Raw genomic sequence first — 13,080 nt, 5'->3', positions numbered from 1 at the left:
AAGTGTCTACTGTGGACGGACGCGTGATCAGGGTCGCCCTGCTCGGCTGTGGGACGGTCGGCGGTGAGGTCGTCCGGCTGCTCACCGAGCAGGCCGATGAGCTCGCCGCCAGGGCCGGCGCCAGGGTGGAGCTGGCAGGCATCGCGGTGCGGCGCCCCGACAAGCACCCCGAGCTGCCACCGGAGCTGGTGACCTCCGACGTGACGAAGCTCGTCACCTCCGACGACGTCGACGTGGTCGTCGAGCTGGTCGGCGGGATCGAGCCGGTGCGGCAGTGGCTGGTCGACGCGCTCAAGGCCGGAAAATCCGTTGTCACGGCCAATAAAGCGCTGATGGCCGAGCATGCCGCGGAGCTGTTCGAGGCCGCCGACGCGTCCGGCGTGGACCTGTACTTCGAGGCCGCCGTCGCCGGGGCGATCCCGTTGCTGCGCCCGCTGCGCGAATCGCTGGCGGGCGACCGCATCACCCGAGTGATGGGCATCGTCAACGGCACCACCAACTTCATCCTCTCCGCGATGGACCAGACCGGCGCGGGCTACGCGGAAACGCTGGAAGAGGCCAGCAGGCTCGGATACGCCGAGGCGGACCCGACGGCCGACGTCGACGGCTACGACGCCGCGTCCAAGGCCGCGATCCTCGCCTCGCTCGCGTTCCACACCCGTGTCACGGCCTCCGACGTGCATCGCGAGGGCATCGCCGACGTCACCGCGTCGGACCTCGCCGCGGCGAACGTGCTGGGCCGCACGGTGAAACTGCTCGCGATCTGCGAGCGCGTCACCTCCGACGACGGCGCCGAATCCGTTTCGGCGCGGGTGCATCCGGTGATGATCCCGCGCGGCCACCAGCTCGCCGGGGTCGGCGGGGCGTACAACGCCGTCTACGTCGAGGCCGACGCCGCCGGTGAGCTGATGTTCTACGGTCAGGGCGCCGGTGGCGCGCCGACCGCGAGTGCCGTGCTCGGCGACCTCGTCGCGGTGGCTCGAAACCGGGTCGTCGGCGGCCGTGGCCCGCGCGAATCCGCGCACGCCGCGCTCCCGGTCAGGCCGATGGGCCAGACGCCGACGCGCTACCACGTCAGTCTCGACGTGGCCGATCGAGCGGGCGTGCTCGCCCAGGTGGCCCAGGCGTTCGCCGGGCACGGTGTCAGCATCGCCGCGGTGCGGCAGCGGGACGCCAACGACACGGCCAGCCTGGTCGTCGTCACCCACCTGGCGCCGGACGCCGCTCTGCGGTCCACTGTGGACGACATTGCGAAGCTCGACGTGGTCAACCAGGTCGTCAGTGTGATGCGTGTGGAAGGCGAAGACCAGTGATTCCCCAACCATGGCCAGGAATCATCCAGGCCTATCCCGACCGGATCCCGGTCCCGCCCGGCGCGAAGGTGATCACCCTCGGCGAGGGCAACACCCCGTTGCTGCCCGCGGCGCACCTCTCGGAACTGACCGGCTGCGAGGTCTACCTCAAGGTCGAAGGCGTGAACCCGACCGGGTCGTTCAAGGACCGCGGGATGACCGTCGCCATCACGCACGCGCTCGCCAGCGGGCTGCAGGCGGTCATCTGCGCCTCCACCGGCAACACGTCGGCGTCGGCCGCCGCCTACGCGGCCCGTGCCGGGCTCACCTGCGCGGTGCTGGTGCCCCAGGGCAAGATCGCGATGGGCAAACTCGCTCAGGCCGTGCAGCACGGCGCGCGGATCCTGCAGGTGGACGGCAACTTCGACGACTGCCTCGAACTGGCGCAGAAGACCGCGATCGATTACCCGGTGACCTTGGTCAACTCGGTCAACCCGGTGCGTATCGCCGGTCAGAAGTCGGCCGCGTTCGAGATCTGCGACGTACTCGGCAAGGCGCCGGACATCCACTGTCTGCCGGTGGGCAACGCGGGCAACATCACCGCTTACTGGGCGGGATATTCCGAGTACGCCGGGGACGGTGTGGTGAAGAACACCCCGCGCATGTTCGGTTTCCAGGCGGCCGGTGCCGCGCCGCTCGTGCACGGCGAGCCGGTGGCCGATCCGGACACCATCGCGACCGCGATCCGCATCGGCAGCCCCGCGTCCTGGGACGGCGCGATGAAGGCGAAGAACGCCTCTTCCGGGCTGTTCGAGGCGATCACCGACGAGAAGATCCTCGAGGCGTATCGGCTGCTCGCCCGCAAGGAGGGCGTGTTCGTCGAGCCCGCTTCGGCGACCAGCGTCGCGGGCCTGCTCGCGACGGCCGCCGACGGACGCCTGCCGAAGGGCTCGACCGTTGTGTGCACCGTCACCGGACACGGCCTGAAGGACCCGGCCACGGCGCTGGAAGGCAACGTCGAGGTCGAACCGCTCGCCGTCGACCCCACCGCCGTCGCCGCCGCGCTGGACCTGCGATGACGCTGATCGAGGTCAAGGTCCCGGCGTCTTCGGCGAACCTCGGCCCGGGGTTCGACACGCTGGGACTGGCGCTGGCGCTCTACGACCGGGTCGAATTCCAGATCACCGACGCGGGGCTCAAGATCGAGGTGATCGACGTCGGCGCGGGCGACGTGGACGACGTCCCGACCGGCGAATCGCACCTGGTCGTCCGTGCTTTCCGGCGCGGCTGCGAGCACCTCGGCCTCCGGCCGCCGGGCCTGCACCTGCGCTGCTTCAACGCCATCCCGCACTCCCGCGGCCTCGGCTCGTCCGCGGCCGCCGTCGTGACCGGTGTCGCGGCGGCGTACGCGCTGGCTGAGAAGGCCCTGGACGACGACGCGCTGCAACTGGCGGCCGAGTTCGAAGGGCACGCCGACAACGCCGCGGCGAGCCTGCTGGGCGGCTTCGTGGTGGCCTGGAACGAGGGCGAGCGGTTCCGCGCCGAACGTCTCCAGCCGCACCACGACATCCGGCCCGTGGTCGCGATCCCGGCGTTGCGGTCCTCGACCGACGCGACGCGCGGACTGCTTCCCGCCCAGGTCCCGCACGCCGACGCGGCGTTCACGGCCGGCCGTGCGGCGCTCGCGGTGCACGCGCTCACCGCGCGCCCCGACCTGTTGCTCTCCGCTACCGAAGATCGGCTCCATCAGCATTACCGGGCGCCCGCGTACCCGGCGAGCAGCGAACTCGTGCGCGCCTTGAGGGCCGAAGGGGTGGCCGCGGCCATTTCCGGGGCCGGTCCGAGCGTGCTGGCGCTGACCACCGAAGGAATACTCCCGACGGGTGTCGACGTCACATCCTTCGACGTCACCGAGCTGCCGATCGATCCGGGTGGAGTTCAGGTTGCGGCTCAGTAAAGCCTCGGTCACAGGCGACGCCCCACGTCCCGCCACGCGGGGGGTGGTTGTTGCACCGGGCCGTGGTGCGGTCTACCCTCGGGGGCGTTCGATCACCGTGCGTTTCCGCACCCGGTGCCGGTCCAGGTGGACAGTGTCATCCTTGGCCCGCATCCTTCGTTGATCCGCCAGTTCCGTACACCGCCTGGCAAGCGGGAGTGGCGGAGGGACGCAGGCGGGTTCCCGGTTCCGGCGGTGCCGAATTCCGCTTCCTCCGTTTGGAGGACGCAAACCCCTGTGCTGGAGGCCTTTTCTTGGTCCTGTTGGAACAGCTCTGCTGTGTTCAATACGGCTGAGGAGCTGATCGCCCGTATCGGGGGCCAGATACGCCGTTTCGCAATCGGACGCGAACGGCGGTCCGCTGATCCACCTGGAGGCGTGGATCGGTCAGGAAGGACATTTGTGAGCAACACCGATCTTTTGAGCGACGTCGAAGGTGGCGCCGCCGAGTCGAACGGCGTCGTCGCTCCCAAGCGCACGGTCGGCGGATTGACCGGCAAGACCGTCGCCGAACTGCGCTCGATCGCTGGGGACCTTGGCATCGGCGAGACCACGGGTATGCGTAAGGGTGACCTGATCGCGGCTATCCGCGAGCGCCAGGGCAAGACCAAGCGCAAGTCCCCCGCCGCGGCGAGCGAAACGCTTCCGCTCGAGGGGATCGACGCGCCACGGAAGGCCCCCAAGGCCGAAGCACCCAAGGCGGAGGCCCCGAAGCAGGAGGCCCCGAAGGCCGAAGCGCCGAAGGCGGAAGCCGCCCCGGCCGAAGCCCCACGCGCCGAGAAGGCCGAAAAGGTCTCGGAGAACGGCTCCGCGCCCGCCGCCGAGCGGCCCGCGCAGCAGGAGAACCAGCAGGACGGCCAGTCGCAGCAGGAAGAGGGCGGCCGTAGCCGTCGTCGCCGCGGCTCCAACCGCGCCGCGGGTTCACCCGAGCAGGGTGGCCAGCAGCGTGACCGTGGTGAGCAGCGTGAGCGCGGCGAGCAGCGTGAGCGCGGCGAGCGGAACGAACGCGGCGACCGTGGCGACCGCAACGAGCGCGGCGATCGTGGTGAGCAGGGCGGCAACCGCCAGGGCAACCGTGACGGCAACCGCGACAACCGCGGCCAGGACAACCGCCAGCGCAACCAGCAGGGCGGTGGCCAGGACAACAGCCAGCGTCAGGGCCAAGGTCAGCAGGCCGACGACGACGAGGAAGGCGGCCGTCGTGGCCGTCGCTTCCGCGACCGTCGCCGCCGGGGTGCCGGCGGTGGCCGTGAACAGGCCGGTTCGCCCGACACCGAGATCCGCGAGGACGACGTCCTGCTGCCCGTCGCGGGCATCCTGGACGTGCTCGACAACTACGCGTTCGTGCGTACCTCGGGCTACCTCGCCGGGCCGAACGACGTGTACGTTTCGCTTTCGCTGGTCCGCAGGTACGGCCTGCGCCGCGGTGACGCCATCACCGGTGTCGTGCGCCAGCCGCGGGACGGCGAGCAGCAGCGGCAGAAGTTCAACCCGCTGGTGCGCGTCGACTCGATCAACGGCCTGGAGCCGGACGAGGCGAAGCGGCGTCCCGAGTTCACCAAGCTGACCCCGCTGTACCCGAACGAGCGGCTGCGCCTCGAGACCGAGTCGCACAAGCTCACCACCCGCGTCATCGACCTGGTGATGCCGGTCGGCAAGGGGCAGCGTGCCCTGATCGTGTCTCCGCCGAAGGCGGGTAAGACCACGATCATGCAGGACATCGCGAACGCGATCTCCACGAACAACCCCGAGTGCCACCTGATGGTCGTCCTCGTCGACGAGCGTCCGGAAGAGGTCACCGACATGCAGCGGTCGGTGAAGGGTGAGGTCATCGCCTCCACCTTCGACCGTCCGCCGTCCGACCACACCTCGGTCGCGGAGCTGGCCATCGAGCGGGCGAAGCGCCTGGTCGAGATGGGACACGACGTCGTCGTGCTGCTCGACTCGATCACTCGTCTGGGTCGTGCGTACAACCTGGCGGCTCCGGCATCCGGCCGGATCCTCTCGGGTGGTGTCGACTCGACGGCGTTGTTCCCGCCGAAGCGTTTCCTCGGCGCGGCACGCAACATCGAGAACGGCGGCTCGCTGACGATCTTCGCCACGACGATGGTCGAGACCGGGTCCACCGGTGACACGGTCATCTTCGAGGAGTTCAAGGGCACCGCGAACGCGGACCTCAAGCTCGACCGGAAGATCGCCGAGCGGCGGGTGTTCCCCGCGGTGGACATCGCTCCGTCCGGTACCCGCAAGGAAGATCTGCTGCTTTCACCGGACGAGCTCGCGGTCATCCACAAGCTGCACCGGGTGCTGCACGCGCTGGACTCGCAGCAGGCCATCGACCTGCTGATCTCGCGTCTGCGCAAGACGAAGACCAACCTCGAGTTCCTCATGCAGGTCTCGAAGACGGCCCTCGGCTCGAACGACGACGACTGATCTTTCGGTCTCGAAGTACAGGAAGGCCCCCTTCCTTGCGCCAGGCGCAAGGAAGGGGGCCTTCCTGTACTTGAGATGCGGCGAGATCGCAGCCAGACAGGGGCGTTATGGGCTCGCTACCAGAGCGGATCGTCGTCTACGGCGTCACCGGTTCGGGGAAGACGACCCTGGCCCGGCGGCTGGCCGAGCGCACGGGTCTGCCGTGGCATTCGGTGGATGACGATCTCGCCTGGGAACCGGGCTGGATCGCCGTGGCCGACGAGGAACAGCGGCGCCGGATCGCGCGGTTGGTCGCCGAGGACCGCTGGGTCATCGATGGCATGTTCGCCAAATGGCGTGACATCGCACTGCCCAGGGCCGAGCTGATCGTGGCGCTGGACTATCCGCGCTGGGTTTCGCTGAGCCGTCTGGTGCGCCGGACGGTGGTGCGCTGCGTCACCCGTCGCCCGGTCTGCAACGGCAACGTCGAAACGCTGCGGGGGATGTTCTCCGGCGACTCGATCATCGTGTGGCACTTCCGGTCCTTCGCCCGCAAACGGCGGACCCTCCGCGACTGGGACGCGGATCCCGGAGTGCCGGTGGTGCGGCTGACCTCGCCGCGCGCGACAAGGCGTTGGCTGGACGCCGCGGCCGCCGTTGAAACGCGGATCGTGTAGTGCCCCCCAATGTGGCATTGGAGACCCTCAACGTCCCCAATGCCACATCGGGGGCACTACACGACTCACGAGATCAGGTGCTCAGCGGTGCGGGACGGCGGCAGGAGTCCAGCCGCGGTAGTTGTTGAAGTAGTGCACGCTCGACGCGTGGCCGATCTTGCCGCCGATGCTGGAGGCGTAGATCCCGCCGGAACCGTCGGCGATGCCGACGTGCCCCCACTGGCTGATGTTCCAGTACACGAAGGAGCCCTTCGGCGGCGTTCCGGTCGTGTGCTTCGGGCTCGCGCCGTTCCAGTGGGCGTTGGCCGAGGCCCAGACGCCAGTGGTCCCGTACGCGTTCTCGACGGCCTTCTCGCAGAGGCCCTGGTACGCGGTGGAGCCGGCTTTGTTCTTGAACCACTGGACGGCACCGGCGGGCGTGCCGTCTCCGGCGCCCTGGATCGTGAGGTCTCCCTCGGGCACCGTGGTGAACGTGCCCGCCGCGGGGTTGATGTCGGCGGCGGTGATGGTGGCGCCCGCTTCGGGGGCGGCCGGAGCGGCCGCGGCGACCGGAGCCATGGCGAAAGCCGCGATGGCCAGCGCCGCGACGGACGCGGGCTTCGCCACCTTGGCGAGGATAGTGCGCATGATGCAAACCTCCCGTGGAGTATTTTCCAACAGGGGGACGGTCTCGTGAACGAGTACAAATTTCGTACAACTCGGTGTCGATGGTTGACTACTCCACGTGTCGGAATATGCCGGGGGAGGGGTGCGTTAACCCCACTGCCAGCGCATCTGGCAAACTCATCCGCTGAAGTCCGGCACCGGTTCACCCCGCTCGGGGACCCGGGGCCAACGAGAGAGGACACCATGAAAAGCGGTATTCACCCCGAGTACGTGGTCACGGACGTGAACTGCGACTGCGGTAACACCTTCACCACGCGCAGCACCAAGACCTCCGGCAACCTCCACGTCGAGATCTGCTCCAACTGCCACCCGTTCTACACCGGCAAGCAGAAGCTCATGGACACCGGCGGCCGCGTCGCGCGCTTCGAGGCTCGCTACGGCAAGCGCAAAAAGGCCGAAGACGCCAAGTAGCTTGAACGACGGCGCCTACCCGCATGTCCGGGTAGGCGCCGTTTTCGTGGTGTTGCAGCCTTGGTTGGCCCGGGCAGTTGAGAGGTGGAGTGGTGGATTCGAGTTCACTAAGGGGTCTGCTCGAAGAGCACGCCCAGCTGGAAGAGCAGCTGGCCGATCCGTCCGTGCACGCCGATCAGACACGCGCGCGCAAGCTCGGCCGCCGATATGCGGAGCTGAGCCCGGTCGTCAAGACGGTCCGAGAGCTCGACGCCGCCCGCGACGACCTCGAGACGGCGAAGGAGCTGGTGTCGGAAGACGCGACCTTCGCGGCCGAGGCTGAGGAGATCTCCGCCAAGATCCCCGTGCTCGAGGCCAAGCTCACCGAACTGCTCCTGCCGCGCGACCCGTACGACGGCTCCGACGTGGTCATGGAGATCAAATCGGGTGAAGGTGGCGAGGAGTCGGCGCTGTTCGCCGGCGACCTGCTGCGCATGTACCTGCGCTACGCCGAGCGTCACGGCTGGAAGGCCGAAGTGCTCGACTCTGTCGACTCGGACCTCGGCGGCTTCAAGGACGTCACCGTGTCCATCAAGAGCCGTTCGGCCGCCATCGACGGCGTTTGGGCGCGGTTGAAGTTCGAGGGCGGGGTGCACCGCGTGCAGCGCGTGCCGGCCACCGAATCGCAGGGCCGCATCCACACTTCCGCGTCCGGCGTGCTCATCTACCCCGAACCCGAGGACGTCGAGGTCGAGATCGACCCGAACGACCTGCGGATCGACGTCTACCGCTCGTCCGGCCCCGGCGGCCAGAGCGTGAACACGACCGACTCGGCCGTGCGCATCACGCACCTCCCGACCGGCGTGGTCGTCTCGTGTCAGAACGAGAAGTCGCAGATCCAGAACCGCGCCCGCGCCCTGCAGGTGCTGCAGGCCCGCCTCCAGGCGATCGCCGAGGAAGAGGCCGCCACGAAGGCATCGGACGCCCGCCGCTCGCAGATCCGCACCGTCGACCGCTCCGAGCGGGTCCGCACCTACAACTTCGCCGAGAACCGCATCGCCGACCACCGGGTGAACTACAAGGCGTACAACCTGGACCAGGTCCTCGACGGCGACCTCGACGGCGTGCTGGACGCGCTCATCACCGCGGACCGCGAAGAGCGACTGGCCGAACACGCGGGCTGACGGCCAGTGTCGGACGACAGTGTCGCGTACCCGGCGATGCGGGAGATGGTCGCGAGGGCCGTCGAGGCGTTCTCGGATGTCGATTACCAAGGGCGAGAGTGGGTCCGGGGAGAGAGCCGGCCCGCGCGCCTGGACAACTTCACGACGCAGCTGAACGCACTGGACGATGTCCAAATGCTCGAAGCGCCGGAAAACACCATCGGCGACATTTTGCGTGACGAGCGTGAGGTGGCGGTCTTCGGTCCGCTGAGCGACGCTTTCGAGAACCTGTTCGGCAAGCTGGGCACGAAGCTGTCGGACGAGGAATACCTGAATTCGGCCGAATGGCCTCAGGTGGTGGCCGCGGCCAAGGCCGCCTTGGCGGTCCTCTCGGAAACCAGGTAGCCGGACGGCTGGTGTCGCGTGACCGGGTGTTGCCTGCCGAAGGATGGCGCCAGGCAGGCACGATCACGGCACAGCTAGCCCGGTTCGGTGGCGAACGGGTCGTCCTCCAGTCCGGTGTGGATGGCCCGGACGGACATGCCCACGTGGGAGAGCCGCTCGGTCACCTCGTTCGTGACCCGGCGGAGCGCCTCTTCGCCACTTTCCCCGGCGACGGCAGGGAAAGCCGACAGCAGCACCGCTTCGCAGGGCCCCGCGTCCGTGCTGATCCGGACCAGCGACGCCGAAAGGTCGGTCGCGGGCCCGCCGCACAGGTCCACGGCCAGCCGTAGGTCGCCGGTGGGGACGTAAAGATGCACCCGCGAAATGACATCTGTTTCCTCACGCGGGGTGAAATCGTGCCGGGGGACGTACGCCGGTTCGCGCGGATCGGTGCCGCCGACGGCCGCCATCAGTGAATAAAGCGTGTATCCGTCGGCTTGGGTGTCGTAGGCGTCGTAGCTTCCGTAATGGCCGGTCTCCGGCGTGCCGCGGATTTCGAAGAATTCCGCATTCAGGCCGAAGTGGAAAAGCGCCGGTACCGCGGCCCGGTGCAGCGTCTCGGCGGGTTCCTCGCCGTTCGCCGGAGGCGTGCGATAGCCGACGGAGACTGAGTAGCCCTTCCAGTCGCCTTCGGGGTCCGCACGGCAAATCTCCAGCTCGGTGGCTTCGAACTCACCGATGAGACGTTCGCCCAGCGCGGTGGCGGCGGCGAAATCGCCGGTTTCGATATTCGCGGATATCCGCGTGACGACTTCCGTTTCCCGGAGATCCATGACTATTTCGCTGGCCCTTCGGCGAGTGCGGGTGTGCCAAGCCTACGCGGACTGCACGTCGGGTGGAACGACACCCGTCCTGTGAGGGTGCTCGAGGACACGCGTTTTGTGGCGTGGCGTCATATGTGGTCGCGAGGTTTTCTCCAGCGGTGAAACTTTCGCAGAAATCAATACGTCGGCCGGCAGATGCGCGTCGAGCATCTGCCGGCCGACGTCGGCGCCGCGAAGTCGGGTCTTAGGCGAACGTAGGCCCGGCATGACACCTACTGGTCAGAGCCAGGACCTCGGCGCCGGACCGTTGTCGAAGCGCCCTTCGTTGAGTTGCTTCTGGAAGTACTCGTCCATATAAGTCGCCCGATAGGTTCCGTCCAGGAGGCCGACAGCCTTCGCTTCGGCCTTGCCAAGAAGGCGAAATGGTCCTTCGAGAGGTCCTGCACCGCCGTACTCACCGAACCGATGGCCCGAGCCCGTCACGGCATTCCAATAGACCTAGGGTGGATCAGGGAACGATTCGAGGAGCGCCGGGTAGTTTCCGACAATCGGCCGAGTACTGTTCCTGATCAACCTATGGCCAGTGTAGATCGGAATGTGTCGAGCGCGATGGCACCGACGTCGCCGACCTGCGGTCGAGAGGAGACGCCTGCCAGTAGCCCGACGGCAAGGCCCATGGTGTCAGCCCCGAGTGCAACCGCCAAGTGATGCCCTCGCGGCTCCGCGGGGATCGCGACGACGTCGCCGACCTGCGGCTGTGCGTTCTTCGTCGCAGGTTAAGGACAAAGCCTGAATGTTCTCGACCCGCGATGTCGGCGAAGGGACGGTTACTGGCCTCAAGCACCTCGAGGATGCGGCTCGCGAGGTTTTCGGTCGACATCGTCTGGGGGCTACCTGCACAACTCCGGTCGATGAGAAGTGTCAGGAACGCGCTTGCCACGCTGAAGGTGTTGTCGTTGAGCGAAGCGACCCTGTCTGAAGGCTCAGCTTTGTACCAACTGTCGTCCTTCTTCTTCGCCTTCATCAGAAGCGGAAAGGAAGCATCAGCAAGAGTGCTGTCTCCTGGCTGAACCGACATACTCAGGATTTCGAGGAATTCTCCGAGTGTCGGTTCTCCGTCCATCTCTTCGGCGAACGCCTCGAAGACATGATCCAGTGACTCCAGGGCGGCTCGCAGATCGTTCGCTGCCAGCGGCGGGTTCACGGGCAGCTCCCGCCTCGCAGCTGCTTGAGCCGCGCCTCGTGGCCTTCATACTCCGGCATGCTGCGCTCAGCGAGTGGGTTCTGGCGGTTGCCGCGAAAGTCCCCTTCCCTGCGGCCGATGTAGGTCTTGTTTTCTTGGCTGAGTCGATGCTCCAGCAAACGGCCTCCCCGTACGTCCGCTGTTCGGAATGGGATCCAAGTAGTCGCCATCGTCCTTGTTGAACCGTCTGGGACAACCTCGTCCACTCAGTCGGTCGAAGTGGACTGCGATACGACCGGAACCCCGAGAACGCACAAACCTGCGGATGAGCGTCAGCCGGAGATGGACGCCGTCTCCGGCTCGTGTTCCTCGGCGACCGGCACCTCTTCCTGGCGCCGAGGCAGGAACGAGAGTGCGGCGAAGGCGGCGGCGAGCAGGGTCGGGTAGATCGTCAGCTGCTGGTGCTTGACGTTCTCGATGCCTTCCGCGAGACCGGAGACCAGGAGCTGGCCCATCGCGAAGAGCAGGAACATGAGCACCACGATGCCGACGTCGCGGCGCCCGGCGCGATTACGGAAGGCTCGCAGCCCGGCCCAGCCGATGAGCAGCCAGATCGGCAGCAGGGCGAACAGCCCCAGCGGCGCGATCGAGCCGGTGATCCCGGACAGCACCGGGATCCGGTACTCCTTGGCGAGCGGTGGCTGCCCGGCGTGCTCGCCGAAGCTGCCGAGGTTCGGCACCCGTGCGGTCAGCGTCTCCTGCGCGGACCTGTGCAGCATCTCGACCACCCGTCCCGGGTGATCGAGGTAGTACTGGGCGACGTTGCGGCGGCTGATCTTGTCGCGGTACTGGGCGTAGTCGGGGTCGCGCCACGCTGCGTTCGCGCTCCACCAGCCTGTGCCGACGTACCGGGCGAACTCCGGCGGGAGGCCCAGCGCGGCGAGGTCAGCGGTGGTGTCGTGGTTTCCGTCCACGATCCCGTTGAACACGACGTGGTACATATTGGCCTCGCGGTACTCAGCGTTGGCCGAGTCGCCCGCGCCCTGCACCAGCGCGGTACCCGTGCCGACGACGGCGAGCACGGCCAGCGGCAACGCCCACCGGGCGAGACCGCGGCTGCCCGCCGGGCGGACGAACAGCAGCGCGAGCGCGAACAGCGGGATCAGCAGCAGCGTCTGCGACTTCGCGTTGATGCCGATCATCGCGCCGAGCACGGTGACCGCGGCGCCGGTGTAGCGCCACGGCCCGGTGCGGTGCATCAGCAGGAGCCCGCCGGCGAGCAGGAGCATCCCGACGAACGCGGCGCCCTCGCTCAGCACGGAGGCGAAGTACCCGAAGAAGGCCGAGTCCGCGGCGACCAGCAGCAGCGCGGCCGTGGCGATGACGCTGTTCCGGACCGAGAGGCGCAGGCCGACGACGATCGCGGCGATCCCGCCCGCGACCAGCAGACAGCCCAGCACGCCCAGCACCAGCAGGTTCAGGATCGCCGACGAGCCGAGCAGCTGCCCGACCTCGCTGGCGATCTTGTCGATCCAGCTCTGGCTGGAGATGTAATCGCTGTTGCAGGCCGGGGCGGGGCCGTAGGAGAAGCGGACGAAGTATTCCGAAGGCCGGTTCAGCTCGCGGGCGCCGAGCTGGCACAGGATGCGCCAGCCGTCGCCGTTGTCCGCCATGCCGATCGGGCGCGGAACCAGGAAACGGACGAGTAGGACCCCGAGTGCGGCTAGAAATACGCCTGAGGTCAGTCGGATTTCCCAGGTCTTCACCCGCGTCACCTTAGAAGATTCCGGAGGGTGATCAGTTCGTGCCCTCTCCAACGCTTGAGGAGAGGAACTTCTGGATCACGCCGAGCCATCCGTCGCGGGCCTCGACGCCGATGCCGTTGCTTCTCACCAGTGGCGGCGAAGGTGAGGAACTTCGCCAACAGCCGCCGGACGCCGCCCAGCGAGAGCCGGTTGTCCGGTTTCGTGAACCCGGGGTGCCGGGTCGCGGCGCGAACTGCGGCTCCGGTGCCGGGTGCGGGCGAGGCCATCGAGGGTGAAGGTCAAGCACACCGCACCTTCACGACGACGCGGTCATCACCGTGAGGCAGA

12 protein-coding genes are annotated in these 13,080 nt (G+C 67.7%); 8 read left to right on the top strand and 4 right to left on the bottom strand.

Annotated elements, in window-relative coordinates; genetic code table 11:
• Window positions 1–2: 2 nt before the first annotated feature.
• The 5 genes from ACM6LU_RS20640 (at window position 3) to ACM6LU_RS20620 (ending at window position 6,377) form a co-directional block, all read left to right on the top strand.
• Complete coding sequence (locus ACM6LU_RS20640; RefSeq protein ID WP_414939349.1) at window positions 3–1,313, top strand: homoserine dehydrogenase; 1,311 nt, start codon at window positions 3–5, stop codon at window positions 1,311–1,313.
• Complete coding sequence (gene thrC, locus ACM6LU_RS20635; protein ID WP_414939348.1) at window positions 1,310–2,371, top strand: threonine synthase; 1,062 nt, start codon at window positions 1,310–1,312, stop codon at window positions 2,369–2,371. The genes ACM6LU_RS20640 and thrC overlap by 4 nt, the downstream gene beginning before the upstream one ends.
• The gene (gene thrB / locus ACM6LU_RS20630; protein ID WP_414939347.1) at window positions 2,368–3,249 is read left to right on the top strand and encodes a homoserine kinase; all 882 of its coding nucleotides are present in this window, start codon (window positions 2,368–2,370) and stop codon (window positions 3,247–3,249) included. The genes thrC and thrB overlap by 4 nt, the downstream gene beginning before the upstream one ends.
• A gap of 441 nt (window positions 3,250–3,690) precedes the next feature.
• Window positions 3,691–5,721, top strand: coding sequence for a transcription termination factor Rho (rho, locus tag ACM6LU_RS20625; protein WP_414939346.1), 2,031 nt, complete (start codon window positions 3,691–3,693; stop codon window positions 5,719–5,721).
• 107 nt (window positions 5,722–5,828) lie between these two features.
• Window positions 5,829–6,377: an AAA family ATPase gene (locus ACM6LU_RS20620; protein ID WP_414939345.1), complete on the top strand. Its 549-nt coding sequence runs from the start codon at window positions 5,829–5,831 to the stop codon at window positions 6,375–6,377.
• Window positions 6,378–6,458: 81 nt separating this feature from the next.
• Here ACM6LU_RS20620 and ACM6LU_RS20615 read toward each other — a convergent pair whose 3' ends face one another.
• On the bottom strand, window positions 6,459–7,004 hold the full coding sequence (locus ACM6LU_RS20615; RefSeq protein ID WP_414939344.1) for a CHAP domain-containing protein: 546 nt from the start codon (window positions 7,002–7,004) through the stop codon (window positions 6,459–6,461).
• 222 nt (window positions 7,005–7,226) lie between these two features.
• On the opposite strand from ACM6LU_RS20615, the gene rpmE reads away from it, so the two are divergent.
• The 3 genes from rpmE (at window position 7,227) to ACM6LU_RS20600 (ending at window position 9,001) form a co-directional block, all read left to right on the top strand.
• On the top strand, window positions 7,227–7,454 hold the full coding sequence (gene rpmE, locus ACM6LU_RS20610) for a 50S ribosomal protein L31 (RefSeq protein WP_414939343.1): 228 nt from the start codon (window positions 7,227–7,229) through the stop codon (window positions 7,452–7,454).
• 92 nt (window positions 7,455–7,546) lie between these two features.
• A complete protein-coding gene (gene prfA / locus ACM6LU_RS20605) occupies window positions 7,547–8,617 on the top strand; it encodes a peptide chain release factor 1 (protein WP_414939342.1) in 1,071 nt (356 codons plus the stop codon).
• 6 nt (window positions 8,618–8,623) lie between these two features.
• Complete coding sequence (locus tag ACM6LU_RS20600) at window positions 8,624–9,001, top strand: SCO4402 family protein (RefSeq protein ID WP_414939341.1); 378 nt, start codon at window positions 8,624–8,626, stop codon at window positions 8,999–9,001.
• Window positions 9,002–9,075: 74 nt separating this feature from the next.
• Here the strand turns inward: ACM6LU_RS20600 and ACM6LU_RS20595 are convergent, their stop codons facing one another.
• The 3 genes from ACM6LU_RS20595 to ACM6LU_RS20585 all read right to left on the bottom strand — a co-directional run bounded on the left by ACM6LU_RS20595 (window position 9,076) and on the right by ACM6LU_RS20585 (window position 12,753).
• Window positions 9,076–9,813: a hypothetical protein gene (locus tag ACM6LU_RS20595; protein WP_414939340.1), complete on the bottom strand. Its 738-nt coding sequence runs from the start codon at window positions 9,811–9,813 to the stop codon at window positions 9,076–9,078.
• Window positions 9,814–10,378: 565 nt separating this feature from the next.
• Window positions 10,379–11,008 carry a hypothetical protein gene (locus tag ACM6LU_RS20590; RefSeq protein WP_414939339.1) on the bottom strand — a complete coding sequence of 210 codons (630 nt, stop codon included), beginning with the start codon at window positions 11,006–11,008 and terminating at the stop codon, window positions 10,379–10,381.
• A 311-nt stretch (window positions 11,009–11,319) separates the two neighbouring features.
• Window positions 11,320–12,753 (bottom strand): hypothetical protein, encoded by a 1,434-nt coding sequence (locus tag ACM6LU_RS20585; protein ID WP_414939338.1) that lies wholly within the window; start codon window positions 12,751–12,753, stop codon window positions 11,320–11,322.
• Between the last annotated feature and the right edge of the window lie 327 nt (window positions 12,754–13,080).

The sequence above is a fragment of the Amycolatopsis sp. cmx-11-51 genome (assembly GCF_047608665.1).
Classification (GTDB): domain Bacteria; phylum Actinomycetota; class Actinomycetes; order Mycobacteriales; family Pseudonocardiaceae; genus Amycolatopsis.
Note: the sequence above shows the minus strand (reverse complement) of the source record. Positions and strands in the feature narration are given on the sequence as shown.